This is a genomic window from Pseudoselenomonas ruminantium, assembly GCF_900113715.1.
In the GTDB taxonomy this organism is placed as follows: Bacteria; Bacillota; Negativicutes; order Selenomonadales; family Selenomonadaceae; genus Selenomonas_A; species Selenomonas_A caprae.
In genome coordinates, this window is record NZ_FOQK01000003.1 from 16,765 (window position 1) to 41,283 (window position 24,519).

A 24,519-nucleotide genomic window follows, 5' to 3' on the forward strand; every position below is an offset into this window, starting at 1 on the left:
AATAAGGCCGGGCAAGAGCCGGAGACCGGAATGTGTCTCCTGACTCTCCCTCCCAGCACCATTGTTTCTTAGAGTTTTACATGCTCATTGATGAATTTGACAACATCACCAGTCGGAGTGCCCGGCGTGAACACTTCCGCAACACCGGCCTCTTTGAGAGCCGGGATATCGCCTTCTGGGATGACACCACCACCGATGATCAATACATCGTTCATGCCATTCTTATGGAGAAGGTCGACGACTTTCGGGAACAGATGACCATGAGCACCCGAAAGAATGCTCATAGCAACAACATTGACGTCCTCCTGCAGAGCAGCTTCAGCAATCTGCTCCGGCGTCTGGCGAAGCCCCGTATAGATGACCTCGAAGCCAGCATCACGCAGCGCGCGGGCAACGACCTTAGCGCCGCGGTCATGGCCGTCAAGGCCCGGTTTAGCAACTAATACTCTGATTTTCTTTTCCATTTTGAATTCCTCCAAAAACGTAAACGCTATTCTTGTCCGATTGTTCGCGATAGAGACGCTTACAGGCTGACATGAGCCTCATACTCGCCGAATACCTCGCGCATGACGTTGCAGATTTCGCCAAGGGTTGCATACGTCTTGACAGCAGCGAGGATATGCGGCATGAGGTTTTCGTTCTCATCCTGGCAAGCCTTCTTGAGGTCAGCCAGTGCAGCTTTTACTGCCTCATTATCGCGTTTCGCTTTCATAGCCTCGACTTTAGCCTTCTGACGTTCGCCGACGGCCTCGTCGACTTTCAGCAGGCCTTTTGGAGGTTCTTCTTCCATCTGGAATTTGTTGACACCGACGATGGTGCGGGCACCAGACTCGACATCCATCTGCCATTTGTAAGCAGAATCCTGGATCTCTTTCTGGATGTAGCCCTTCTCGATTGCAGCGACAGCGCCGCCGAGATCGTCGATTTTCTTGATATAGTCCCAAGCCTCAGCCTCGATGCTGTTGGTCATGGACTCTACATAGTAGGAGCCAGCCAGCGGATCGATGACATCAGCCAGACCGCTCTCATACGCAACAATCTGCTGGGTGCGCAGGGCAATCGTAACGGATTCCTGCGTCGGCAGAGCCAGAGCCTCATCACGGGAGTTCGTATGCAGGGACTGCGTACCGCCCATGACAGCAGCTGCCGTCTGCAGGGCAACGCGGACGATGTTGTTGTTCGGCTGCTGAGCCGTCAGCATCGAACCTGCCGTCTGCGTATGGAAACGCAGCTTCATGCTCTTATCATTCTGCGCATGGAAACGCTCTTTCATGACTTTTGCCCAGATACGGCGGGAAGCACGGAACTTCGCCACCTCTTCGAGAACGTTGTTGTGTGCGTTCCAGAAGAAGGACAGACGGCCAGCGAAATCATCAATCTTGAGGCCCGCTTTGATAGCAGCCTCGCAGTAAGCGATACCATCAGCAATCGTGAAGGCGATTTCCTGTGCAGCCGTCGAACCGGCCTCACGGATATGATAGCCGGAAATGGAGATCGTATTCCATTTCGGTACATTCTTTGAGCAATACTCGAAGATATTCGTGATAAGGCGCATGGACGGACGCGGCGGGAAGATATACGTACCGCGAGCGGCATACTCCTTGAGGATATCGTTCTGGATCGTACCGCGCAGCTGGTCAGCTGGCACACCCTGTTTCTCAGCTACAGCGATATACATAGCCAAGAGGACCGAAGCCGGTGCATTGATCGTCATTGACGTCGAAACCTTGCCCAGGTCGATCTGATCGAACAGCGTCTCCATATCTGCGAGGGAGTCGATAGCAACACCGACCTTGCCGACCTCACCTTCGGAAATCGGGTCCGTGGAATCGTAACCGATCTGCGTCGGCAGGTCAAAGGCACAGGACAGGCCCGTTGCACCGTTCTCGATCAGCATGCGATAGCGTTTGTTGGATTCCTCAGCCGTGGAGAAACCAGCATACATGCGCATCGTCCAGAAGCGGCCACGATACATTGTCGGCTGGACACCACGCGTATACGGATAGACGCCTGGGAAGCTGATCTCGTCGGCATAATCCGTATCCTTGATGTCAATCGGCGTATAGAGGCGTTTTTCCGGCAGGTGCTCACGCTCCGGGAAACGTGCAATTGCTTTTTCAACGCTGGCTTCGTATTTGGCGAGCTCAGCCTGGATTTTCTCATTGCTCATTTGGGAATTCCTCCTGATTCATTCAGTCAATCTATATATCTATATTATCTGTATGTGATTTTCTTATTTAGCCATGCTGCCCGTCTTGACGAAACGCTCATGGAAGGAAAGCGCCTCTTCAAGGATATGCGGCGTATGGGCATGCTTCGTTGCCTCAGTCGCACGATTGAAGTAATCGAGCAGGATTGGGCGGTAATCCGGATGCGCGCAGTTGTTGATGATTTCCAGCGCACGCTCACGCGGTGCCTTGCCACGCAGATCGGCGATGCCCTGCTCCGTGATGATGATGTCGACATCATGCTCCGTATGATCGATATGCGAGCAGAACGGAACTACTGCCGAAATCTTGCCCTCTTTGGCAATCGATGGCGTGTAGAAGATGGTCAAGTAAGCGTTGCGGGCAAAGTCGCCGCTGCCGCCGATACCATTCATCATCTTGGTGCCTGTGATATGCGTCGAGTTGACGTTGCCATAGATGTCAACCTCAATGGCCGTATTCATGGCAATGACGCCCAGGCGATGGACAACTTCCGGACTATTGGAGATTTCCTCCGGACGCAGCAGCAGATATTTCTTGTATTTCGCTACATCCTTATAGAAACGTGCCATGCCCTCCGGGGACGGGCTGAATGCCGTGCCCGATGCGAAGTTGAGCTTGCCCGCATCGATAAGATCGAGCATGCCGTCCTGAATGACCTCGGTGTAGACCGTCAAATCTTTGAGATCTGAATCGACGAAGCCGGCGATAACTGCATTGGCAACGTTGCCGACACCAGACTGCAGCGGCAGCAGGTTCTTCGGCATGCGGCCAGCCTCGATTTCCTTGTTGAGGAATTCGAGCGTGAACTCGCTCATCTTCTTCGAATCTTCATCGATTGGTTTCAATGGACGCGTGTGATCGGGGATATCGCAGGGAACGATGTATTTGATCTTTTCCGGCGTACACGGGATATACGTCGTACCCACACGGTCATTGGCCTTGACGATTGGAATTGGCAGGCGGTTCGGCGGGTCCATCGGGATGTAGACATCGTGCATGCCTTCAAGATCCAGCGGCTGCGAGGTATTGACCTCGACGATGACAACATCTGCACTCTGTACATACGATGCAGCATTGCCCAGGGAAGTCGTTGGGATGATATTTCCCTCTTCCGTGATTGCACACGCCTCGACAACAGCGACATCAACATGCCCCAGATAACCGCAACGGCTAAGCTGGGCCGACTCTGACAGATGCAGGTCAAGGTAATCAACCGAGCCATCGTTGATCTCATTGCGCAGAGCTTTATCTGTCTGATACGGCAGACGCTGCTTGATGCCATGAACCGATGCCAGTGCATCATCCAGTTCCGGACCAGTAGAAGCTCCCGTCCACAGATTAATCGCAAATGGCTCCTTCTTCATGCGTTCAGCAAGTGCAAGTGGAACAGCCTTCGGATACGCGGATGCGGTAAAACCGCTCATTGCAACGTTCATATCCGGTTTGAAAAAAGCTGCTGCTTCTTCAGCCGTTACGATTTTCGCCTGCAATGCCTTATTGCGTACGCGATCGAGAATGTCAATCATGGAAAATCCTCCCTCATCAGTGCCGACCCATCTTCGGTTCCGGCAGCAGATTTTAACGTTCGGGACGGTGCATCTTGTTTCGAATTCCTTGTTATGATTCACGGCATGTGGAAGTATAACACGAAGTTATCAACACCATGAATTATAATCATAGATTATTGTAACACTATGCTGTGATTATGTCCCATGACTAAGGATAGCACGAAAAGAAAACGCCGTCAAGATAGTCTTGACGGCGTTTGACGAGAATTCGTTCAATACTTCACATATATTATTTTTTGCTTATTTGCGGGTAATATGATATGACAAGCTACTAAGACCAATTGATAAATCTTCATTGACAATATGCATGGTTTCAGGAACTTCCATCTTAATTGGGGCAAAATTCCAGATGCCCTTGACTCCCGCATCGACAAGCTTATCCGCCACCCCTTGCGCAAAGGCTGCAGGTACAGCAATGATACCGATATGGATATTGCGTTCCTTGACGATTTTCTTCATATCACGGATATCTTCTACCTTGACATGATTGACCGTCGTCCCAATGACATTGGGATCTTGATCGAACAGGGCCACAAGGTTGAAGCCCAGCGTCACGAAGTTCTGATAGTTCGCCAATGCCGCTCCCAGATGGCCAATGCCGACCACAGCAATATTCCAATGGTTGTTAAGCCCCAAAATCTCACCGACATTGCGTTTGAGTTCATTGACATAATAGCCTACGCCCTTTTTGCCGAACTGGCCAAACGAAGCCAGATCCTTGCGGATCTGCTCCGGCGTGATGCCCAGCCGGCGGCCCAGCTCATCGGAGGAGATGATATCGATCCCCTCATCCTGTGCCAGCCGCAACGTCCGGAAATATAATGGAAGGCGGTCGATCGTTGCCTTGGATATATTCACTTGACCTTTCATAAAACGCCTCCCTATCCTTCTTGTTGTTCTTTCACTTCATGCATGAGCGCTAAAGCTGCTGCCAGTGCCGCCATCATCCACAGGAACATCGACGAGGGGATATTGAACAGCAGATCGTCGGTGAAGCCATTGAGCGCCACCGACAGGACAGCCAGCCCCAGCCCCAGGGACAAACCGCCTAACAGGCGGTGATCCTGCCAATCGCGGCAATCCTGCCAGAAGGGAGTCTCAGGCTGCTCTTTTGCAGCCTGCATGCTCTGCTCGACACGCTGCAGCTCAGCATCAGCCGCCGCATCTTCCCGCAGGTCGAACGGCGTAGCTTCCACCGGCTCAGCAGCAGGCGGCTCGAACCGCTGCCGCAAGGCGGAAAACATTGTGCCGAAGAAGAACCACAGGAACGCCAGCGCTCCGGGGATACCGATCTCTGCAGCATAGTTCAAGTAGAGGTTATGCGCATGCACAATGCGGATATCCGCCCCCTGCAAGTAGAAATCATATTCCGGATAAACCATCCAGTACGCTCCCCAGCCAATGCCGAGGAACGGATGATCCTGTATCATTGCCACGGTGCTTTCCCAAAAGGCTAGCCGCATCTCAGCCGAAGTATCAACCTTCGTGAATACAGAAGTCAGCCGCTCATAGAGAACCGGATCGGCCAGCAGCAGGATTCCGCCTACTACAGCACACCCCAATAACACACGCCAATCCTTGAACATGCCATACACCAGGAAAATAACCGCGATAACGAGGCAGGCACCACGCGCATAAGTCATCGCCAGACAGGCTGCTGCAGCCACCATGAATGTGCCCAGCAGGATACGCTTTGCCCTGCTGTCAGCCTTGGTAAATAGTCCAAAGGCCAAACAGATGATGATATCGAGATACCCCGCCAGGATATTGGGATTCTCCCAAGTGGAGAAAACGCGCTTGCGCAGCTCGGGGAATGCTTCCCCATCGACCCATTTCATCGCGCTGATATCAATGCCAAAGACAAATTGGTAGATACCATAAAGCACGACCAGCACAGCCGCCCCCGCAATGGCCAGCAAGATCTGCCGGACCTGCTGCCCATCGCGGACCTGCTGGCCCACAAGGAAATACGTCAACGCGTAGACGCCCACGAGATTGTACCAGTTATAGAAGCTGAAGCCGCGATCTGGCGACGCCAGGATCGAGACGCCACTCAGCAGCAGGAACAGGCAAACAGGGACATCAAGCGGCAGCTGCCGGAACTTGAATGTGCGATCCGTGCGGAAGCGCAGTACCGTAAGCACGACGCCTGCCAGCAGAGCCAGCGTAGCCCCTGCCGGCCAGAGGGCCAACAGGAATACCTCAGCCAGCACAGCATACCAGGACCAATCCTTGAACCGCTTGCACCACTTCTGCCGAAAGGCGTCACGACGGCGCTGATGGATCTCGCGCATGGAATCAGACTCCACAGCCATCACATTACCCCCTTCCGTTCAAGCAAGAGCTGGCGGACACCGCCAACCAGATACAGCGACCCCGCCATGACCAGCAGTTTTTCCCCGTTGGCCAGCTCTAGCGCTCTATCCAGTGCTTCGCCATTATCAGCGATAGCCTCGACATGCTGGACATGAGGTGCTACCCGCTTGGCGAGCTCCTGCGGATCAGCCGCCCGTTCCGAATCAGGGACAGTCACCACGACCGTATCATTGGGCCGCAGCAGGATATCCAGCATCGTCTCGATGTCTTTATCTTTGAGAATACCTAGCAGCAATACGCGCTGTTCAGCCGGGAAATACAGGTCAAGGCTCGTGCGCAATGCTTGCATGCCAGCGGGATTATGCGCCCCATCGACAATCACCGGCTGATGTCCAAGCACGATGCGCTCGAAGCGGGCGGGCCAGCTGGCAATTTTCAAGGCCTCACCAATGGTTTTCTCTGTGACACGTCCATCGATGTTATGGATGAGCTGTGCCGTCATGACTGCCACCGCAGCGTTATCCACCTGGTGACGGCCCAAGAGACGCAGCTCATACGGCATATCCGCTACCCCCAGGAGTGCCGAGGTGAAACGCAGTTGCTGCATGTGCCCATCACAGGACAGATACTCCATCTGGAAATCCTCGCCCGATACAAAAACATCAGCATTTTTTTCCTCAGCCGTCTGACGGATGATATCCAAGGGAATGCCCGCAGCCGCAGTGACAACGGGAACGCCCTCTTTGATGATACCAGCTTTATGGTGAGCAATCCCCTCCAGCGTTCCGCCGCAGCGGTCCGCATGCTCAAAGGTCACGTTCGTGATGACCGAAACCTCCGGCGTGATGACATTCGTCGAATCCAGCAGACCGCCAAGGCCAACCTCGATGACTGCATATTCGACATGGCGCATGGCAAAGTAGAAGAAAGCCAGTGCTGTGAGTACCTCAAACTGTGTCGGGCACTCGTCCCCCTCTGCTACCATTTGCTCCACATAGGTACGGATGGTGCTCAGGCAGTCGGCAAATTCCTGCTCACTTATGGGCTGGCCATCCACCTGAATGCGTTCCGTGTAAGAAACCAGATGCGGCGAACTGTACATGCCGGTATGGATATCCGAACGGCGCAGGATGCCGGCGAGCATCGCCGACACCGAGCCTTTGCCATTCGTACCGGTCACATGGATGGTACGATACCTGTCCTGCGGCACATCCAGGAGCTCCAGCAGCCGCTGGATGCGCGTGAGCCCCAGCTTGATGCCAAAGATATTCAGCCCTTCCAGATAGGCGAGGGCTTCCTGATAATTCATGTTACGATTCTCCTATCTTAGAGCTTCGCCAAATCCTGGATGCGGCTCTCCACCGATTTTTTCTTTTCTTCATAGCCGGCAAGTTTTTCTTTCTCACCAGCGACAACCTGCTCCGGCGCCTTCTTGAGGAAGCCTTCGTTGCTGAGTTTACCCGTAAGGCGTTTGATTTCCTTCTCCAGTTTCTCGAGTTCCTTATTGAGACGGGCCGTTTCTTTCTCGACATCGATAAGGCCCTTGAGCGGCAGGTAAATCTCGACGCCATTTACGACACCCGCCATGGCATTTTCCGGTGCAGCAGCGCCAGCCGGCAGGATCGTGACCGGCTCCGAAGATGCCAGCTTATCAAGGTAGCCCGTATTCTCAGCAAATACCGCACGCAGGGACTCATCCTTGAAGTTCAGGATGACTTCGCTCTTTTTGCTCGGAGCAGCCCCGACTTCAGCGCGCATATTGCGGATGGATTTGATGCTCTCCATGATAGCCGTCATCTGTGCCTCGATATCATCGCTGATACGGGCAGCATCAGCCTGCGGCCACTCGGAAATCATGATGCTCTTGATGTTTTCTGCATGCGGGACTTTCTGCCAGATTTCTTCGGTGAGGAACGGCATGAACGGATGCAGCAAGCGCAGCGTGCCCTCGAGGACATGGGAAAGCACATAGAGTGCCGTATTGCGGGCCCGGACATTTTCCGTATCGTAGAGACGGGCTTTCGTAAGCTCGATGTACCAGTCGCAGAACTCATTCCAGAGGAATTCATAAATCATGCGGCCAGCTTCGCCGAGCTCGAACTTATCGAGATTCTCCGTGACATCGCGGACCGTGCGGGCATAGCGCGAGAGAATCCAGCGGTCAGACAGCGTATAATCTTCTTCGCTTGGCACGAAATCCTTATCAAAGCCCTCAAGGTTCATGAGCATATAGCGCGATGCATTCCAGATCTTGTTGGCAAAGTTGCGGGCCGACTCGACACGCTCCCAATAGAAACGCATATCGTTGCCCGGCGTATTGCCCGTAATCAGCATGAAGCGCAGCGTATCGGCACCGTATTTCTCGACAACCTCAACCGGATCGATACCATTACCGAGCGATTTGCTCATCTTGCGGCCCTGGCTGTCGCGGACAAGACCATGGATGAATACATGCTTGAACGGGATATCCTTGCCAAACTCCAGGCCCATCATGACCATGCGGGCAACCCAGAAGAAGATGATATCATAGCCCGTAACGAGCGTAGCCGTCGGATAGAAATGCTCGAGTTCCTCAGTCTTTTCCGGCCAGCCCATCGTTTCAAACGGCCAAAGGCCCGACGAGAACCAGGTATCGAGCACGTCTTCATCCTGATGGATATGTTTGCTATGGCAATGCGGGCACTCGGTAAGGTCTGTACGCGATACACTCGTCTGCCCGCAGTCATCGCAATACCAGGCCGGAATGCGATGGCCCCACCAGAGCTGGCGCGAGATGCACCAGTCGCGGATGTTTTCAAGCCACTGGATATAGATCTTGGAGAAGCGCTCCGGCACGAACTGGATCTTGCCGCTCTTTACCGCCTCGATTGCCGGCTTGGCCAGCGAGTCCATCTTTACGAACCACTGCTTGGAAACGAGCGGCTCGATCGTGCTATGGCAGCGCGAGCAATGGCCGACAGCATGCTCATGCTCCTCGACCGAAACGAGGACGCCGAGTTCCTCGAGCTCCTTGACCAGGGCTTTGCGGCACTCATAGCGGTCCATGCCCTCGTATTTGCCAGCGCCTGCCATCATCTTGCCCGTGTTGCTGATGACCTTGATTTCCTCCAGATGATGACGCTGTCCCATCTCAAAGTCGTTGGGGTCATGGGCCGGCGTGACCTTGACGGCACCAGTACCGAAGGATTTATCGACATATTCATCGGCAAACAGCGGAATCTCACGGTTGACAATCGGCAGGATCAGCGTCTTGCCGACGATGTCCTTATAGCGCTCATCGTCTGGATGAACGGCAACACCCGTATCGCCGAACATCGTCTCCGGACGCGTCGTAGCGATTTCGACATACTGGTCCGTGCCTTTGACCTGATAGCGCAAATGCCAGAGATGGCCCTGCTCCGTCTCATGCTCAACCTCGATGTCCGAGATTGCCGTGTTGCAGTCCGGGCACCAGTTCGTGATGCGCGTGCCCTGATAGATGAGACCTTTTTCATAAAGACTTACGAATACCTCGCGGACAGCCTTCGAGCAGCCCTCGTCCATCGTAAAGCGCTGGCGGTCCCAATCACAGGAGGAACCCAGCGTGCGCAGCTGGTACATGATGCGGTTGCCGTACTGCTCTTTCCAATCCCAGACGCGCTCGAGGAATTTCTCACGGCCGAGCTCGTAGCGGTTCGTGCCCTCTTCGCGCAGTGCGCCCTCGACCTTGGCCTGCGTTGCAATGCCGGCGTGGTCACAGCCCGGAACCCAGACCGTATTGAAGCCCTGCATGCGATGATACCGGATCAGAATATCCTGCAGCGTATTGTCTAGCGCATGGCCCATGTGCAGCTGTCCCGTGACGTTCGGCGGCGGGATAACCATGCTGTACGGTTTCTTGCTCTTGTCGACCTCAGCATGAAAGAATTTGTTCTCCTCCCAATACTGATACCATTTTTTCTCAAACGACTGCGGATCATAAACCTTCGGGATATTGTTCCCCTGCTCCTGGATTTCTTCTGCCATGATAAACCTCCTAAAACTAAATAAAGCGCCCTCGTCCAAAAGGACGAAAGCGCCTGCCTTCGTGGTACCACCAATCTTCCCATGCAGACAAAGCCTGCATGACTCAAAGCCGTAACGTGGCCGACGGCCCAGCCTACTCCTTGTTCAGCGGGGCAACTCCGAAGCTACCTTCCAACATCTGATGCAGAGACTCTCACCTGCCGTCTCCTCTCTGAGGCACCGGATTGCTGTACTCCTCTTCTTCCTCGTTGTTAGCGATTTGATGATTCAGATGCCGTTAATTTTATCATACCTGCCCCATATTTGCAACGCCCGAAATTTTATCATTTAATAATTGAAACGTATATGCGAAGCGATTATACTATAACTAGTATTGTACGTAGGAGTTTGGATTGCTATGAATTTTTCGTCGATATCCCTTAGCAAAATAGTTGCCATCCTGACCATCGGCATGGCCTTTACGGTCGTCGTCGTCGGCAGCGTATCGGTCTCAGTCACCAATCAGAACCGCGTCGCCATGGGTGTCCAGGCACATGGCACCAGCATCGCTGGTATGACCCGGAAAGAAGTCCACGAGTTCTTCCAAAAAGAGGCCCAGCAGGCACTCAAACGTCAAGCAGCTGTGCTGACCTATAAGAATCGCCACTGGAACATTGCCCCTGCTGATATCGACTTGCATGGCAACGTCAACGAAGCAGCCGAAGCGGCCTATGCCATCGGCCGCGACCAAGACAGCATCACGAACATGATCACCCAGATGACCTGCGCCCTTTTCGGCCGCAACATCACGATGACAGCATCGTTCGACAAAGATAAACTGGCAGCCCAGCTTGCCAAAATCGAGCAGCAGCTCCATACTGAGCCGGTCAATGCCGAAGCGCAGCTGCAAAAGAACGGCACCATCAAGAAAACCCCGAGCGTTACCGGCCTTACACTCGATACGGCCCCGATAGCCGCCGAGCTCACGCCGCAGTTCGAAGCGCTGAAGCTGACCGCCAAGGTCACACTACAGCCCAAAGAGCAGCCGCCTTTCATCATGGACGCGGATCTGGCTGCAATCGATAGCGTACTTGCCTCATACACCACGCGCTTTTACCCTGGTGACCGCGGCGACAATATCGGCCTTGCCGCCAGTCATCTGCAGGGGGCACTCATCCGCAGCCAATCGACGCTCTCCTTCAACAGTATCGTCGGCCAGCGCACCTATGAAGCTGGCTACAAGGATGCCGGCGTCATCATTGATGGCGAGCATCGCGTCGATGTCGGCGGCGGTGTCTGCCAGGTCAGCAGCACGCTCTACAATGCCGTCCTGCTTGCTGGCATGACCCCGACCGAGCGCTCGAACCACTCCCTGCCTTCGGCCTACGTGCCAGCAGGCCGCGACGCCACCGTTGCCGACAACCTGCTGGACTTCGCCTTCCGCAATCCGCTGCCCCATCCGGTCTACCTGCGCGTCGCCAACACGGGCTCGGCGCTGACCATCTACGTCCTTGGCACCAAGGCCGACTTGCAAGGCCAAACCATCGCCCTCGTCACCGAAGGCTCCGCCAAGAATCCGTCGCTCTACCGCATCTGGAAAAAAGACGGACAGGTCATCGACCGCGAATACCTGCATACCGACCATTATTCCGACCCGCAAGAAACGTAACGTCCGGAAAACATACCTGTTGCTACATCAAAAGCCAGTTGACGTAAAAACGTCAACTGGCTTTTTTCATGCTGCCTTAGCGTTCCTCTCTCTATCCATACGGAAAGGAATTCGACAATACGTAGCACTGACGAGGACAGGTACGCTTTCCTCGTCACCCCTTATTCATTTTTCTCCTCCAGCAACGGCTTGAGGAATTTGCCTGTATAAGACGAGTCCACCTTGACGATATCTTCCGGCCGGCCCTCGGCCACAATCGTGCCGCCGTTGCTGCCACCCTCGGGGCCCAAGTCGATGATGTGGTCGGCCGTCTTGATGACATCGAGATTGTGCTCGATGATGACAACAGTGTCACCGCCATCGACGAGCCGCTGTAGGATATCCAGCAGCTTATGGATATCGGCCGTATGCAGGCCCGTTGTCGGCTCATCGAGGATGTAGAGCGTGCGGCCCGTGCTACGGCGCGAGAGCTCCGTCGCCAGCTTGACGCGCTGGGCCTCGCCCCCCGACAAGGTCGTTGCTGGCTGTCCGAGCTTGATATAGCCAAGGCCAACATCCTGGATAACCTGCAATTTACGGGCAATGCGCGGTACATTCTGGAAGAATTCCACGGCCTCGTCAATCGTCATTTCGAGAACATCGGAGATGGTCTTACCTTTATAACGTACCTCCAGGGTTTCGCGATTATAACGTGCCCCCTTGCAGACCTCGCAGGGCACATAGACATCGGGCAGGAAATGCATCTCGATTTTCAAGATACCATCGCCCTTGCATGCCTCGCAGCGGCCACCCTTGACATTGAAGCTGAACCGCCCGGCCTTGTAGCCACGCATCTTGGCTTCCGGAGTCTGGCTGAACAGCTCACGGATTGCATCAAAGACACCCGTATAAGTTGCCGGATTGGAACGCGGCGTGCGTCCGATGGGCTGCTGGTCGATATCGATGATCTTGTCGATATGCTCCAGCCCCTTGATTTTCTTATGCTTGCCGGGCTTGCCCTTGGAATGATAGAGCCGTGAGGCGATGCCTTTATACAGGATCTCATTGACCAGCGTACTCTTGCCCGAGCCCGATACACCAGTCACCAGCGTCATCGTCCCCAGCGGGAATTTGACGTCGATGTTCTTGAGATTGTTCTCCTGGGCACCGACCACCTCGATGAACTTGCCGTTGCCGGGACGTCGTTTCCCCGGAACCGGGATGAATTTCCGCCGCGACAGGTATTGACCGGTCACCGATTCTTTTACCTGCATGATTTCCTGCGCGGTACCTTGGGCAACAATCTTTCCGCCATGAGCACCAGCCCCGGGTCCAATATCGATGATATGGTCGGCTGCATACATCGTATCCTCATCATGCTCCACCACAATCAGCGTGTTGCCGAGATCCCGCAGGTTCTTGAGCGTTGCCAGCAGGCGGTTGTTGTCACGCTGGTGCAGGCCGATGCTCGGCTCATCGAGCACGTAGAGCACCCCTTGGAGCCCCGAGCCAATCTGGGTAGCCAGCCTGATGCGCTGGGCCTCGCCCCCCGACAGGGTACCCGCCGCCCGCGAAAGCGTCAGATAATCAAGGCCGACATTGAGCAGGAAACTCAAGCGCGCATGGATTTCCTTCAGGATCTGCACGGCAATCTTCTGCTCACGTGGTGTGAATTCCACGCCTGCCAGGAAGACATCCGCTTCACGGATGGTCATAGCCGTAAGCTCGGCAATGCTCTTATCCCCCACCGTAATCGACAGGGTCTCGGGCTTCAAGCGCGCCCCATGACAGACCGGACAGTCAATCTCCGTCATGTAGTTCTCATAAGACTCTCGCATCTCATCGGAATCCGTTTCCTGATAGCGGCGGTTGAGCATCGGCAGTACGCCCTCGAATTCCACATTGTACTCCTTGCGCTCGCCGAACATATTCGTGTAGTGGAACCGGAATTTCTCATCGCCAGCGCCATGAAGCAGTACATGGCGTGTCTTCTTGTCCATATCCTTCCAGGGCGTGTCCACCGTATAGCCATAGTCCTTGAGCACGGCCGTAATCACGCACATGCCATAGGAATGCGGGTTCTTCGATAGCGGCGCAAAGACGCCCTGTGCCACCGACAGGGACGCATCGGGCACCACGAGTTCCTCATCAAACTCCATATGGCTGCCAAGGCCCATGCAGACCGGGCAAGCACCATAGGGACTGTTGAACGAGAACATGCGCGGCGTGATTTCCGGCAGGCTGATACCGCAATCGACACAGGCGAAATTCTCACTGAACATCAAAAGCTCGCCATCGACAATCTGCACATAGACGACCCCTTCGCCAAGTTTCAACGCCGTCTCCAAAGAATCGGCCAGCCGCTGTTCCATGCCCTCGCGCACGATCAAGCGGTCAATGACCACCTCAATCGTATGCTTTTTCGTTTTCTCGAGCTGGATTGCATCGTTGACATCGTAAACCTCGCCATCGATGCGCACGCGCACATACCCCTCGCGGCGGATATGCTCAAGGACCTTCTTGTGCTCGCCCTTCTTGCCGCGGATTACCTGCGCCATGACCAGCAGTTTCGTGCGCTCCGGCAGTTCCTTGATCTGGTCGATCATCTGGTCGACCGTCTGCTGGGTAATCGGCTTGCCGCACTTCGGGCAGTGCGGACGGCCAGCCCGGGCATAGAGAAGACGCAGATAATCATAGATTTCCGTTACCGTACCGACCGTCGAACGCGGATTGTGGCTCGTCGTCTTCTGGTCGATGGAAATCGCCGGCGACAGCCCCTCGATATTATCCACATCGGGTTTATCCATCTGCCCGAGAAACTGGCGGGCATAGGAGGACAGCGACTCGACATAGCGCCGCTGTCCTTCGGCATAGATGGTATCAAAGGCCAGCGATGACTTTCCCGATCCCGAAAGCCCTGTGATGACCACGAGCTTATCCCGCGGGATTTCCACGTTGATATTCTTGAGATTATGCGCTCTTGCGCCTTTTATCTTGATGCTGTTTTCCATTGCCTTTCCCTCTTATTTCTTCGACGGCAGGCTGCCATCGAGTTCCAATATCATATCCCTAAGCTCTGCCGCCCGCTCGAATTCCAGTGCCCGGGACGCCTGCTGCATCTCACGGGTAAGCGTCTTGATGAGATTCTCCTTATCCTTCTTCGTAAGCTTTTTCTTCTTGCGCTTGCCATCGGCCGCGTAGCCCGCGGACGATTCAGCCACCAAAGTCGTTTCGATGAGCGGCTTGATGGGCTTCTTGATGGTCTTGGGCACAATGCCATGCTCGTGGTTGTACGCCTGCTGGATTTCCCGGCGGCGCTCCGTCTCGTCCATGGCCCGTTTCATCGAGTCGGTGATGCGGTCGGCATACATGATGACATGCCCATTGGCATTGCGCGCCGCGCGGCCGATGATCTGGATAAGCGACGTATCCGAACGCAAAAAGCCCTCCTTATCGGCATCGAGGATGGCGATAAGGGACACCTCTGGCATGTCGAGGCCCTCGCGCAGCAGATTGATTCCCACCAGCACGTCAAACTCGCCGGCGCGCAGGTCGTGGATGATCTCAGCGCGCTCAATGGTGGCGATGTCCGAATGGAGATAGCGCACCTTGATGCCCGTTTCCTTCAGGTAATCGGTGAGGTTTTCAGCCATCTTCTTGGTCAGTGTCGTGACCAGCACGCGCTCATCTTTCGCAATGCGAATCTTTATCTCCGCCAGCAGATCATCGATCTGCCCATCGAGCGGCCGCACCTCAATCTCAGGGTCTAGCAGGCCTGTCGGCCGGATAATCTGCTGGGCGACCTGCTGGGCTTTGCCGAGTTCGTATTTTCCCGGCGTTGCCGAAACGTAAATGATCTGATTGATGCGCGCAGCAAACTCCTCAAAAGTCAGCGGCCGGTTATCAAAGGCTGACGGCAGCCGGAAACCGTTTTCGACCAGAGAAACCTTGCGGCTGCGGTCGCCCGCGTACATCGCATGGACCTGCGGCAGGGTAACATGGGACTCGTCCATGACAATGAGGAAATCCTCCGGGAAATAATCGAGCAAGGTATACGGCGCATCGCCAGCCTTGCGATGCGTCAGATGGCGCGAGTAATTTTCGATGCCCGAACAATAGCCCATCTCCTGCATCATCTCGAGGTCATACTTCGTGCGCTGTTCGATGCGCTGGGCCTCCAACAGTTTTCCCTGCTGCTGGAACATTGCCACCTGCTGCTCCATCTCCGTACGGATATCGGCCATGGCAATCTTGAGGTCCTCATCTTCGGTAACATAATGCGAAGCCGGAAAGACCATCACATGCGTGCGCTCGCCATAGACTTCGCCAGTCACCACATCAAATTCGACCATGCGGTCAATCTCATCGCCAAAGAGCTCGATGCGCACCGCGCGGTTGTTATAGCCAGCGGGGAATACTTCCACCACATCGCCGCGCACGCGGAACCGGCCGCGCTCAAAAGCGATGTCATTGCGCTCGTAACGGATCTGCACCAGCTTGCGCAGGATGGCCTCCCGCTCAACCTCCTGCCCCTTATGCAAGGACAATACCATCTCGTGATAGCTCTCCGGCGAGCCTAAGCCATAGATACACGAAACCGAAGCCACGATGATGACATCGCGCCGCTCAAATAGCGAGCAGGTCGCCGAGTGACGCAGCTCATCGATCTCATCATTGATAGAAGAATCCTTTTCGATATAAGTATCCGTCGAGGCGATATAAGCCTCGGGCTGATAGTAGTCGTAGTAGCTGACAAAGTAACCAACGTAATTGTCCGGGAAGAAGGCTTTGAACTCACTGGCCAGCTGAGCCGCCAACGTCTTGTTATGGGCGATGACCAGCGTCGGCTTCTGCACCTTCTCGATGACCTTGGCAATGGTATAGGTCTTGCCGGTACCCGTTGCACCAAGCAGCACCTGGGCCTCCTGGCCATTCGTGATGCCCGCCGCCAGGTCATCGATGGCCTGGGGCTGATCCCCCATGGGTTCAAAGGGCGCCACCACCTTGAAGGGAATATTCTTATCAAATTGTGTTGTATTCAGCTTCGGCACCATTGCCATATCAAGACCTCCTCCAGCTTTAGCGAATGTGTGTACTCTATTATACCGCATTATAAAAAAAGGCTCAATGACAAATAGTCATTGAACCCCATACGTTTCACGGCAAACGGCACAATATCCTCCTGGCGAGAATGATCCCGAGCGTTCCCGTCACCAGCTGCGGCCAGCTCATCATGAACAGCAGCACGGCTGCCACCTGCGGCGGCAGATCCACCAGCCGGATGACAGCTACGGTCCCGGCATACAAGACAATGGCCTTGATGACAGGAGTCAGATAGACGGCGCGGCTATGCTGCCAATGCGCCGCTCCCAGCATATAGATCACGTTGCCAGCAGCCACCACCGGCAGCATCAGGACCAGCGGCAGCTGCCCCTGCAGGAACGCTCCCACTGGCAGCAGCAGGCCAATGACAGCCGCCCAACGGCTGCCTGTCTGCCAGGCAGCCAGCACCATCACAGCATTGAGCAGGCTGCCGATCAAAAACATATTGACCGGCCCCGGTATCATCGGCATAAGCAGCCGGATACTCTGAAACAACAAGGCGATAGCCAACAACAGGGCAATCCTTATCCACGTATTCTGCAAAATCCATCCCTCACCATCTATTTCCTCGGTATAACACAGCATCAAGCTGCACAAGCGCCCCACCAGCTTGACGCTCCTGCCATTCAATGATACAGTGACAGTATCTATGCAAGCAGAGTAAAACCAGTACATCATGTGCCGGATAGTTGGGAGTTGTCAGATCACTTATGCAAGATTCATCCACCAAAGCCCTCGTCTACGGCGGCGTCTTCACTGCCTTAGCCATCCTTCTCACCTATGTCTTCGCCATCCAGACACCATTTGTCCGCATCACCTTCGGCTTCCTGCCCCTCGCGCTATACGGGGCGCTTTTCGGCCCTTGGCGCGCTGGCATTGTCGGCGCACTGACCGACATCATCGGCTCGATACTTCTCAGCGGCAGCACCTTCTTTCCCGGCTTCGCGCTTTCCGGCTACCTGACCGGCTGGATCTACGGCTGGTTTCTCCATACCAAAAGACACATCACCTGGAAAACCGCCTGGCTCCCCTTCTTGCTGGTGATGTGTCTCATCCATCTCGGACTGAATACGCTCTGGCTCGTCCTCTACTATGATAAAGCCGCAGGTGCCATCTTCTTCAGCCGTCTGCTGAAGAACCTGCTCTGCTATCCGCTGGAAGTCAGCCTGTTCCTGCTCGTCTACCAGCACGTCTTCCCTTTGCAGACCCCAAAGCGCGATTGCTCTCCTATCAAGCGCTGACTTCGGCCGCCGTGAGGATCGATTCGATCTTCACCTGCCGCGTGGCATTGAGATCGATGAACTCTCCCTTGGTCGTCTGCACCACTGGCAGTGAGTTGACACGGCTCTCATCGATATAGACGATACGGCCGCGTTCTCCATTGCTGAGCTGCACCCAATTGCCATTGAGGGCGTGGCAGAGGTTCTTGATGAACAGCACGCCGTATTCCGTGTCGAGCTTGCCGTTGAGGATGTCATCGTACAAGATTGCAAACACGTCAAAGGGCGAACGGCGTTTGGCAAAGATGCGGTCACCAGCCATTGCATCGTAGATATCCAGGATAGCGAGAATGCGGCCAAAGCGGGAGATCTGTGCCCGCGGCAGGCCGTTCGGATAGCCCGAGCCGTCGCAGCGCTCATGATGCTGGAGCACGCCATCCATGATGTCACGATTTGCACTCAGCGTCGTCATGCCGATCATGTCATGGCCGAACTGGGTATGCTTCTTGATGACATCAAACTCCGCCTCGGTCAGCCGTCCTTTCTTCTCCAGGATCTCCGACGAGATGCGCATCTTGCCGATATCGATGAACAATCCCGCAATGACGAGGTTATACTGGTCGAGGATCGACAGATTGAGCCACTTGCCCATGAGGCCGGCCAGGATTCCCACATGCAGGCAATGATTGATCAGATAGCTGCCCTCACGCGCCATATTGTGGATCTGGGATACGGCCTTGGCACCATCACACAGCTCACGGAAATTCTTTTCATCCATGATATCCTGCAAGGCTGCCGCATCGAACTCCCCACGCTCCGCCAGATTCTCAAACATGAGCTTGAGCTTGCGATAGACGGTATCATAGCAACTCGTGTAGGCGTCATCAAGCAGGAATTCCTTGCCCGGGATATCGACCGTCTCATCTTCCTCCTCGATATACACCGAAAAAATAGGGCGATCAAGCAGACTGTAGATCAGCTCCAGCGTCAGATTAATGCCCTGGCCAATCAATACATTCATGTCGCCATCCATCACGTCCCGCCCTACAACCATGCCAGGACGCAGATTCTCCACTGCATACGCCTTCAACACGAGTTATCATCCTTCCCTTAGAAGTGGTCTTGCGCCACTTGCCTGTCCTTGAATACAAGAATAATTATACCATATCCACGCGCAATCCGTATACATCTTTGCACAAATGATAAAAAGCGCTCCGCAAACGCGGAGCGCTTTTCCATAGGCTGTCAGCCCTTCACTACGATATTGACGAGCTTCTTCGGCACGCAGATGACTTTGACGATCTGCTTGCCCTCGGTCAGCTCTTTGGCACGCGGCAGTTCCATGACTGCCTTTTCCATTGCTGCACGGTCAAGATCCGGCGATACCATGATCTTATCACGGACCTTGCCGTTGATCTGCAGGACGATCTCGATCTCATCCTGCTTCATGGCAGCCTCATCATAGGCCGGCCACTTCTGCTGATGGACACTGCCCTCAACGAACAGATGGCTCCAGAGCTCCTCGGTGATATGCGGTGCGAACGGTGCGAGCATCTTGACGAGGTTTACCGCCATCTCACGCGCAAGACCGGCATTAAGCTCTTTGTCCTGGAAACCATAGAACGCATTGACGAGCTCCATGACCGACGAGATTGCCGTGTTGAACATAAAGCGGTCGCGAACATCCTCCGTTACCTTCTTGATGGTAACGTGCAGGATGCGGCGCAGCTCTTTCTCGTCCTTCGTCAGAGCCGTCACATCATAATTGTCCTTGCCAGCCTTGATGCTCTCCTCGAAGTGGCCGAGGATACGCCATACGCGGTTGAGGAAACGATATGCACCCTCGACGCCCTGATCGCTCCACTCGAGGTCGCGGTCAACCGGTGCCGCGAACAGGATAAAGAGGCGCGCCGTATCGGCACCGTACTTGCCGATGATTTCCTCTGGCGAAACGACATTGCCCTTGGACTTGGACATCTTCGAACCATCTTTCAGGACCATGCCCTGGGTCAGCAGGTTCTTGAAGGGCTCATCGAAATCGACGAGACCAGCATCCTTGAGCACCTTCGTGAAGAAACGCGAATACAAAAGGTGCAGGATGGCATGCTCGATACCGCCGATGTACTGGTCGACCGGTGCCCAATAGTTTACCTTATCCTTAGCGAAAGGCGCCTTGTCATTGTGCGGGTCCGTATAGCGCAGGAAGTACCAGGACGAGCAGATGAAGGTATCCATCGTGTCGGTCTCACGCGTAGCATCCGCCCCGCACTTCGGACACTTGCAATGCAGGAATTTCTCGCTGCTGGCCAGCGGCGAAACAGAACCAGCTTCAAAGGAGACATCCGTCGGCAGCATGACCGGCAGCTGCTCTTCCGGTACCAGTACCTCGCCGCAGTGCGGGCAGTTGATGACCGGAATTGGAGCACCCCAGTAGCGCTGGCGCGAAATCAGCCAGTCGCGCAGGCGGAAGTTGACCTTGCGCTTGCCAAAGCCCTGCTCTTCCGCATAGTCCATAATGGCCTTGACTGCCTCATGCATATCCATGCCCGTGAACTGGGCCGAGTTGACCAGACGGCCTTCCTTCTCGACATAAGCCTCGGTCATTTCCTCGAGCACCAGCTCCTTATCCTTCGGCTGCAGCGTCAGGATGATTGGCAAATCGTATTTCTTCGCAAACATCCAGTCGCGGGAGTCACCGGACGGAACGCCCATGACAGCCCCCGTGCCATAGTCAGCGACGACATAGTTCGTAATCCAGAGCTGGGCCTTCTCGCCATTGAACGGATTGATTGCATAGAAGCCCGTGAACATGCCCTCTTTTTCCGACTCGCTCGACGTGCGCTCGATATCGGACTGGTTGCGGACCTTCTGGCAGAATGCCTTGAGTTCTTCGGCCTTATCGCTCTTTTCGATCAGCTTGTCAACGAGCGCATTCTCCGGTGCCAGCGCCACGAACGTGATACCGTAAGCCGTATCCGGACGCGTCGTATAGACGACGAGTTTCTCGTCAAGCTCCGGAACGTCCAGCGTAATCTCAAGGCCTTCACTGCGGCCGATCCAGTTATCCTGCATCGTCTTGACGCGCTCCGGCCAGCCTTCGAGCTTGTCGAGGTCTTTAAGCAGCACATCGGCATAATCCGTAATCTTGAGGAACCACTGGGAAAGATCCTTTTTGTGGACATCCGAATCGCAGCGCCAGCATTTGCCGTCGATGACCTGCTCGTTGGCCAGCACCGTGCCGCAGGTATCGCACCAGTTGACCGATGCCTTTTTCTTGTAAGCCAGGCCCTTTTTGTAGAAGAGCTCAAAAAGCCACTGGGTCCACTTGTAGTATTCCGGCGTGCAGGTCAGCACTTCGCGGTTCCAATCATAGGAGAGGCCCATCTTCTTCTGCTGCTTCTCCATGTTCTCGATATTGCTGAACGTCCAGTCCGCAGGACTTACGCCATGTTTGATGGCCGCATTCTCAGCCGGCATGCCGAAGGAATCGAAGCCCATCGGATGCAGGACATTGAAGCCCTCCATGGTCTTATAGCGGGCCATGACATCGCCGATGGCATAGTTGCGAACATGCCCCATGTGAAGATTGCCCGACGGGTACGGGAACATCTCCAGCGCGTAATACTTCGGACGGTTCGGGTCAGCCTCGGTCTTGTAGACGTCTTCGCTTTCCCATTTATCCTGCCACTTCTTTTCAATCTCCTGCGGTGAATACTTCTCCAACACAATCTCCTCCTACAATATACGAATCCCCGCCTGCAAAATGCAGCCGGGGATTGAAATTCGCGTTTTACAGCTAAAGCCTATTATACCGTAACAATAGGCATAGCGTCAACTGTCAATCGTGTTCATTGTGTAAAAACTTTTGTTTTTCCTGTTCTTCCTGCCATTTACGCCGTGCATCCTGATACGACTCGCATTCGAGCGTAAATCCCTTGCCCGAAACCTCCGAGGTATCCGATACAATCATGAAAGCCTGCGGATCGTAATGGTCAACGATCGTCTTGACACGGCTGACCTGCGTAAGACGAACGACAATAAACAGGATATCCTTGTGCTCGCGCGCAAAACCTCCCTTGCCCTCGATATAGGTAACGCCGCGATGGACGTTCTCCATGATATCCTGGCAAATCTTTTCTGCCGCTGGCGAAACGATGAAAATCGACTTCTCACGATTGAGGCCTGCGGCCACACGATTCGTGAGCTCAGCGGTCACATAGATCGAAACCAGCGTGTACAGGGCCTCATCAACACTGAACATCCATGCCGAAGCCATGACGATGACAAAGTTCAATAAGAATACTACCGTTCCGACATCCAGCGAATAGAATTTCTTTGCCACAGCACCAACGACATCCAAACCGCCAGTATTCGCATTGGCACGGAAAATCATGCCAAAGCCGATACCGGCCATGACGCCGCCAAAAATCGCACTGAGCATACCGTCCTGCGTCACGTTCCAATCGACCATGAAATGCGTCGCATCGAGAATCAGCGACAGCACTACAGTACCGACAATCGTATCCCAGGCGTAAAGCTTGCCGAATACCCGATAGGCCAGATACAAGATTGGCAGGTTATACGCAAGGTTCTGCATACCTACCGGCAAACCGGTCAGATAGTAGACAATCAGTGCGATACCACTGATGCCGCCTGTCAGCAAATGCGCCGGAATGATAAAGAGGTTGAACCCCAAGCAGACAATCAGGCAGCCTATGGCAATCTGGATATATCTGCCTGCATGTTTCTTTATGCCCAAATCACTCATCCTTATCGTCCATCAAATCATCTGAAAAAAGTCCTGCGATGACTGGTCCGCCAGCACTTCGACTGTCCCCTTTGCCTCTTCCAGCTCCTCTGCGAGCCGCTTGCAAAGCACAGCGACCACCGGAAATTCTGTGCCGAAATGCCCCGCATCGATCACGTGCATGCCAAGCTCGACAGCCTGCTGTGCTTCATGATATTTCACGTCACCAGTCACATAGGCGTCAGCCCCCAAGAAAGCGGCACGCTGGATGAACTCGGCACCGCTGCCGCTGCAAAGAGCCACCTTGCGCACAGGACGAGCCCCGGCATCCACGAGCCGTACATGCTCAGCCGGCAAGGCATCGCGCACCTGCGCAGCAAAGTCCTGCACCGTCATCGGCTGCGGCAGGCTGCCGACACGCCCCATGCTGATGACAGAACCATCCGCCTCCTGGCGCTCAATGACAAAGGCAGACAACTTCGAAAGCCCGATGGCCTGCGCCAGCACATCGTTGACACCGCCCTCGGCAATATCAAGATTCGTATGCGCTGCCGCCACAGCGATATCATGCTTGAGCAGCTGCTGCAGCCGCCGCCCGAGGGGCAGATCCGTGCGCAGCTTGCGGATGCCCTTGAAGATCAGCGGATGATGCGCGACAATCATATCCGCACCGCAGGCCACGGCCTGCTCGACCACTGCATCACTGACATCGAGGCAGACGAGGATCTTGTGCACCTCCTGCCCCAAGGCCCCGACCAGCAGTCCCGGATTATCCCAATCCTCGGCCAGCCGTTTCGGTGCGATGCGCTCCAGCGCATCCATGACCACCTGACATTTTACCATGTGAGCCGTTCCTCCAATTCCCTGACTTGTTCCTTGATGACCTCATACTTTTTCGTCTTGCATGCCCGCGGGCTCTTTTCCATCCCAGTGAGCACCCGCCGCTGCTGGAACAGCAGCGACTCGATATGATGTTTCAGCAAAGGTGGCTTCTTCTGCCAGAGCACCGGCCCGATCAGCAGATCAAGCGGTGCCGGACGCTTCACGCGCCCGCGCTCGGCTTTGATGATCTCGTAGATGCGGCCATCTGCCACAGCCAGCGCCTCATCTGCGATATGCCAGCCTTGGCGGTACAGCCAGGTGCGCAGCTCCGGTGCACCATTCATCGGCTGCAGCACCAGTGTCGTCAGCTTCTTCACCACATCTGGCGACTGTTCCAATATCTGCGTCATCAACACGCCGCCCATACCGGCGATGCAGACCGTGTCCACCTCACCGGGCTCCAGCACCTGCAGGCCATTGCCCAGCCGCACCGAGATCTGATCGGCGTCCATAGCATTCTCATGCACGGTGCGCTTAGCAGCTTCATACGGCCCCTCATTCAGATCTCCGGCCACGACAAAATTCGCCTTGCCCTCGCGGATAAGGTCGATAGCCAGATAGCCATGGTCTGTACCAATATCTGCCGCCCGGCAGCCGACCGGCACAAAATCTGCCAATGCCTGAAGTCTATCATCCAACTGCATGATGACGCCCCCTGTCTAAAAAAAATAAAAAGGGTGTAACCTTCCGTTACACCCTTGTGTTTCTAATGGCTCCTCGAGCAGGATTCGAACCTGCGACAGCCTGATTAACAGTCAGGTGCTCTACCGGCTGAGCTATCGAGGAATTAACTTGTCAATGCTCTGCATCAACATCAATTATTATACGCATCAGCACGGTT

General features: G+C 54.7%; 17 protein-coding genes, 1 tRNA gene and 1 other annotated feature. Of the genes, 2 read left to right on the plus strand and 16 right to left on the minus strand.

Annotated elements, in window-relative coordinates:
• Nucleotides 1-68 precede the first annotated feature (68 nt).
• The 7 genes from BM181_RS02185 to BM181_RS02215 all read right to left on the minus strand — a co-directional run bounded on the left by BM181_RS02185 (nucleotide 69) and on the right by BM181_RS02215 (nucleotide 10,099).
• On the minus strand, nucleotides 69-464 hold the full coding sequence (locus tag BM181_RS02185; RefSeq protein WP_075442042.1) for a cobalamin B12-binding domain-containing protein: 396 nt from the start codon (nucleotides 462-464) through the stop codon (nucleotides 69-71).
• 59 nt (nucleotides 465-523) lie between these two features.
• Nucleotides 524-2,170: an acyl-CoA mutase large subunit family protein gene (locus BM181_RS02190; RefSeq protein ID WP_075442044.1), complete on the minus strand. Its 1,647-nt coding sequence runs from the start codon at nucleotides 2,168-2,170 to the stop codon at nucleotides 524-526.
• A 63-nt stretch (nucleotides 2,171-2,233) separates the two neighbouring features.
• Nucleotides 2,234-3,736, minus strand: coding sequence for an acetyl-CoA hydrolase/transferase family protein (locus tag BM181_RS02195; protein WP_075442046.1), 1,503 nt, complete (start codon nucleotides 3,734-3,736; stop codon nucleotides 2,234-2,236).
• Between the two features lie 282 nt (nucleotides 3,737-4,018).
• Nucleotides 4,019-4,648, minus strand: coding sequence for a redox-sensing transcriptional repressor Rex (locus BM181_RS02200; RefSeq protein WP_075442048.1), 630 nt, complete (start codon nucleotides 4,646-4,648; stop codon nucleotides 4,019-4,021).
• An 11-nt stretch (nucleotides 4,649-4,659) separates the two neighbouring features.
• On the minus strand, nucleotides 4,660-6,093 hold the full coding sequence (locus BM181_RS02205) for an O-antigen ligase family protein (protein ID WP_256211251.1): 1,434 nt from the start codon (nucleotides 6,091-6,093) through the stop codon (nucleotides 4,660-4,662).
• Nucleotides 6,093-7,403: a bifunctional folylpolyglutamate synthase/dihydrofolate synthase gene (locus tag BM181_RS02210; RefSeq protein ID WP_075442050.1), complete on the minus strand. Its 1,311-nt coding sequence runs from the start codon at nucleotides 7,401-7,403 to the stop codon at nucleotides 6,093-6,095. Before BM181_RS02210 ends, BM181_RS02205 begins: the two co-directional genes overlap by 1 nt.
• A 17-nt stretch (nucleotides 7,404-7,420) precedes the next feature.
• Nucleotides 7,421-10,099 (minus strand): valine--tRNA ligase, encoded by a 2,679-nt coding sequence (locus tag BM181_RS02215; RefSeq protein WP_075442052.1) that lies wholly within the window; start codon nucleotides 10,097-10,099, stop codon nucleotides 7,421-7,423.
• A gap of 36 nt (nucleotides 10,100-10,135) precedes the next feature.
• Nucleotides 10,136-10,354: a binding site (T-box leader), on the minus strand.
• 142 nt (nucleotides 10,355-10,496) lie between these two features.
• On the opposite strand from BM181_RS02215, the gene BM181_RS02220 reads away from it, so the two are divergent.
• Nucleotides 10,497-11,747: a VanW family protein gene (locus tag BM181_RS02220; RefSeq protein ID WP_075442054.1), complete on the plus strand. Its 1,251-nt coding sequence runs from the start codon at nucleotides 10,497-10,499 to the stop codon at nucleotides 11,745-11,747.
• 161 nt (nucleotides 11,748-11,908) lie between these two features.
• Here BM181_RS02220 and uvrA read toward each other — a convergent pair whose 3' ends face one another.
• From uvrA to BM181_RS02235, 3 genes are all read right to left on the minus strand, one after another.
• Nucleotides 11,909-14,737, minus strand: a complete 2,829-nt coding sequence (gene uvrA, locus BM181_RS02225) for an excinuclease ABC subunit UvrA (RefSeq protein WP_075442056.1) — start codon at nucleotides 14,735-14,737, stop codon at nucleotides 11,909-11,911.
• Nucleotides 14,738-14,749: 12 nt separating this feature from the next.
• Nucleotides 14,750-16,786, minus strand: a complete 2,037-nt coding sequence (uvrB, locus tag BM181_RS02230; protein WP_075442058.1) for an excinuclease ABC subunit UvrB — start codon at nucleotides 16,784-16,786, stop codon at nucleotides 14,750-14,752.
• 97 nt (nucleotides 16,787-16,883) lie between these two features.
• On the minus strand, nucleotides 16,884-17,372 hold the full coding sequence (locus tag BM181_RS02235) for a hypothetical protein (protein ID WP_075442263.1): 489 nt from the start codon (nucleotides 17,370-17,372) through the stop codon (nucleotides 16,884-16,886).
• A gap of 167 nt (nucleotides 17,373-17,539) precedes the next feature.
• On the opposite strand from BM181_RS02235, the gene BM181_RS02240 reads away from it, so the two are divergent.
• Nucleotides 17,540-18,070 carry a folate family ECF transporter S component gene (locus BM181_RS02240; RefSeq protein WP_075442060.1) on the plus strand — a complete coding sequence of 177 codons (531 nt, stop codon included), beginning with the start codon at nucleotides 17,540-17,542 and terminating at the stop codon, nucleotides 18,068-18,070.
• Here the strand turns inward: BM181_RS02240 and BM181_RS02245 are convergent.
• The 6 genes from BM181_RS02245 to BM181_RS02270 all read right to left on the minus strand — a co-directional run bounded on the left by BM181_RS02245 (nucleotide 18,060) and on the right by BM181_RS02270 (nucleotide 24,464).
• On the minus strand, nucleotides 18,060-19,142 hold the full coding sequence (locus BM181_RS02245; RefSeq protein WP_075442062.1) for an HD-GYP domain-containing protein: 1,083 nt from the start codon (nucleotides 19,140-19,142) through the stop codon (nucleotides 18,060-18,062). The genes BM181_RS02240 and BM181_RS02245 overlap by 11 nt on opposite strands.
• A 152-nt stretch (nucleotides 19,143-19,294) precedes the next feature.
• The gene (leuS, locus tag BM181_RS02250) at nucleotides 19,295-21,772 is read right to left on the minus strand and encodes a leucine--tRNA ligase (RefSeq protein WP_075442064.1); all 2,478 of its coding nucleotides are present in this window, start codon (nucleotides 21,770-21,772) and stop codon (nucleotides 19,295-19,297) included.
• A gap of 115 nt (nucleotides 21,773-21,887) precedes the next feature.
• A complete protein-coding gene (locus tag BM181_RS02255) occupies nucleotides 21,888-22,817 on the minus strand; it encodes a YitT family protein (RefSeq protein ID WP_075442065.1) in 930 nt (309 codons plus the stop codon).
• Between the two features lie 12 nt (nucleotides 22,818-22,829).
• A complete protein-coding gene (locus tag BM181_RS02260) occupies nucleotides 22,830-23,639 on the minus strand; it encodes a Nif3-like dinuclear metal center hexameric protein (RefSeq protein WP_075442067.1) in 810 nt (269 codons plus the stop codon).
• Nucleotides 23,633-24,322, minus strand: coding sequence for a tRNA (adenine(22)-N(1))-methyltransferase (locus BM181_RS02265; RefSeq protein WP_075442069.1), 690 nt, complete (start codon nucleotides 24,320-24,322; stop codon nucleotides 23,633-23,635). Before BM181_RS02265 ends, BM181_RS02260 begins: the two co-directional genes overlap by 7 nt.
• 66 nt (nucleotides 24,323-24,388) lie before the next feature.
• A tRNA-Asn gene (locus BM181_RS02270) sits at nucleotides 24,389-24,464 on the minus strand.
• Nucleotides 24,465-24,519: the final 55 nt, after the last annotated feature.

Coding starts and splice junctions, on each gene's coding strand:
- BM181_RS02220 (WP_075442054.1), top strand. CDS start 10,497: ATGAATTTTTCGTCGATATCCCTTAGCAAAATAGTTGCCATCCTGACC.
- BM181_RS02205 (WP_256211251.1), bottom strand. CDS start 6,093: ATGGCTGTGGAGTCTGATTCCATGCGCGAGATCCATCAGCGCCGTCGT.
- BM181_RS02195 (WP_075442046.1), bottom strand. CDS start 3,736: ATGATTGACATTCTCGATCGCGTACGCAATAAGGCATTGCAGGCGAAA.
- uvrA (WP_075442056.1), bottom strand. CDS start 14,737: ATGGAAAACAGCATCAAGATAAAAGGCGCAAGAGCGCATAATCTCAAG.
- BM181_RS02260 (WP_075442067.1), bottom strand. CDS start 23,639: ATGGTAAAATGTCAGGTGGTCATGGATGCGCTGGAGCGCATCGCACCG.
- BM181_RS02210 (WP_075442050.1), bottom strand. CDS start 7,403: ATGAATTATCAGGAAGCCCTCGCCTATCTGGAAGGGCTGAATATCTTT.
- BM181_RS02240 (WP_075442060.1), top strand. CDS start 17,540: ATGCAAGATTCATCCACCAAAGCCCTCGTCTACGGCGGCGTCTTCACT.
- BM181_RS02255 (WP_075442065.1), bottom strand. CDS start 22,817: ATGAGTGATTTGGGCATAAAGAAACATGCAGGCAGATATATCCAGATT.
- uvrB (WP_075442058.1), bottom strand. CDS start 16,786: ATGGCAATGGTGCCGAAGCTGAATACAACACAATTTGATAAGAATATT.
- BM181_RS02185 (WP_075442042.1), bottom strand. CDS start 464: ATGGAAAAGAAAATCAGAGTATTAGTTGCTAAACCGGGCCTTGACGGC.
- BM181_RS02190 (WP_075442044.1), bottom strand. CDS start 2,170: ATGAGCAATGAGAAAATCCAGGCTGAGCTCGCCAAATACGAAGCCAGC.
- BM181_RS02215 (WP_075442052.1), bottom strand. CDS start 10,099: ATGGCAGAAGAAATCCAGGAGCAGGGGAACAATATCCCGAAGGTTTAT.
- BM181_RS02200 (WP_075442048.1), bottom strand. CDS start 4,648: ATGAAAGGTCAAGTGAATATATCCAAGGCAACGATCGACCGCCTTCCA.
- BM181_RS02265 (WP_075442069.1), bottom strand. CDS start 24,322: ATGCAGTTGGATGATAGACTTCAGGCATTGGCAGATTTTGTGCCGGTC.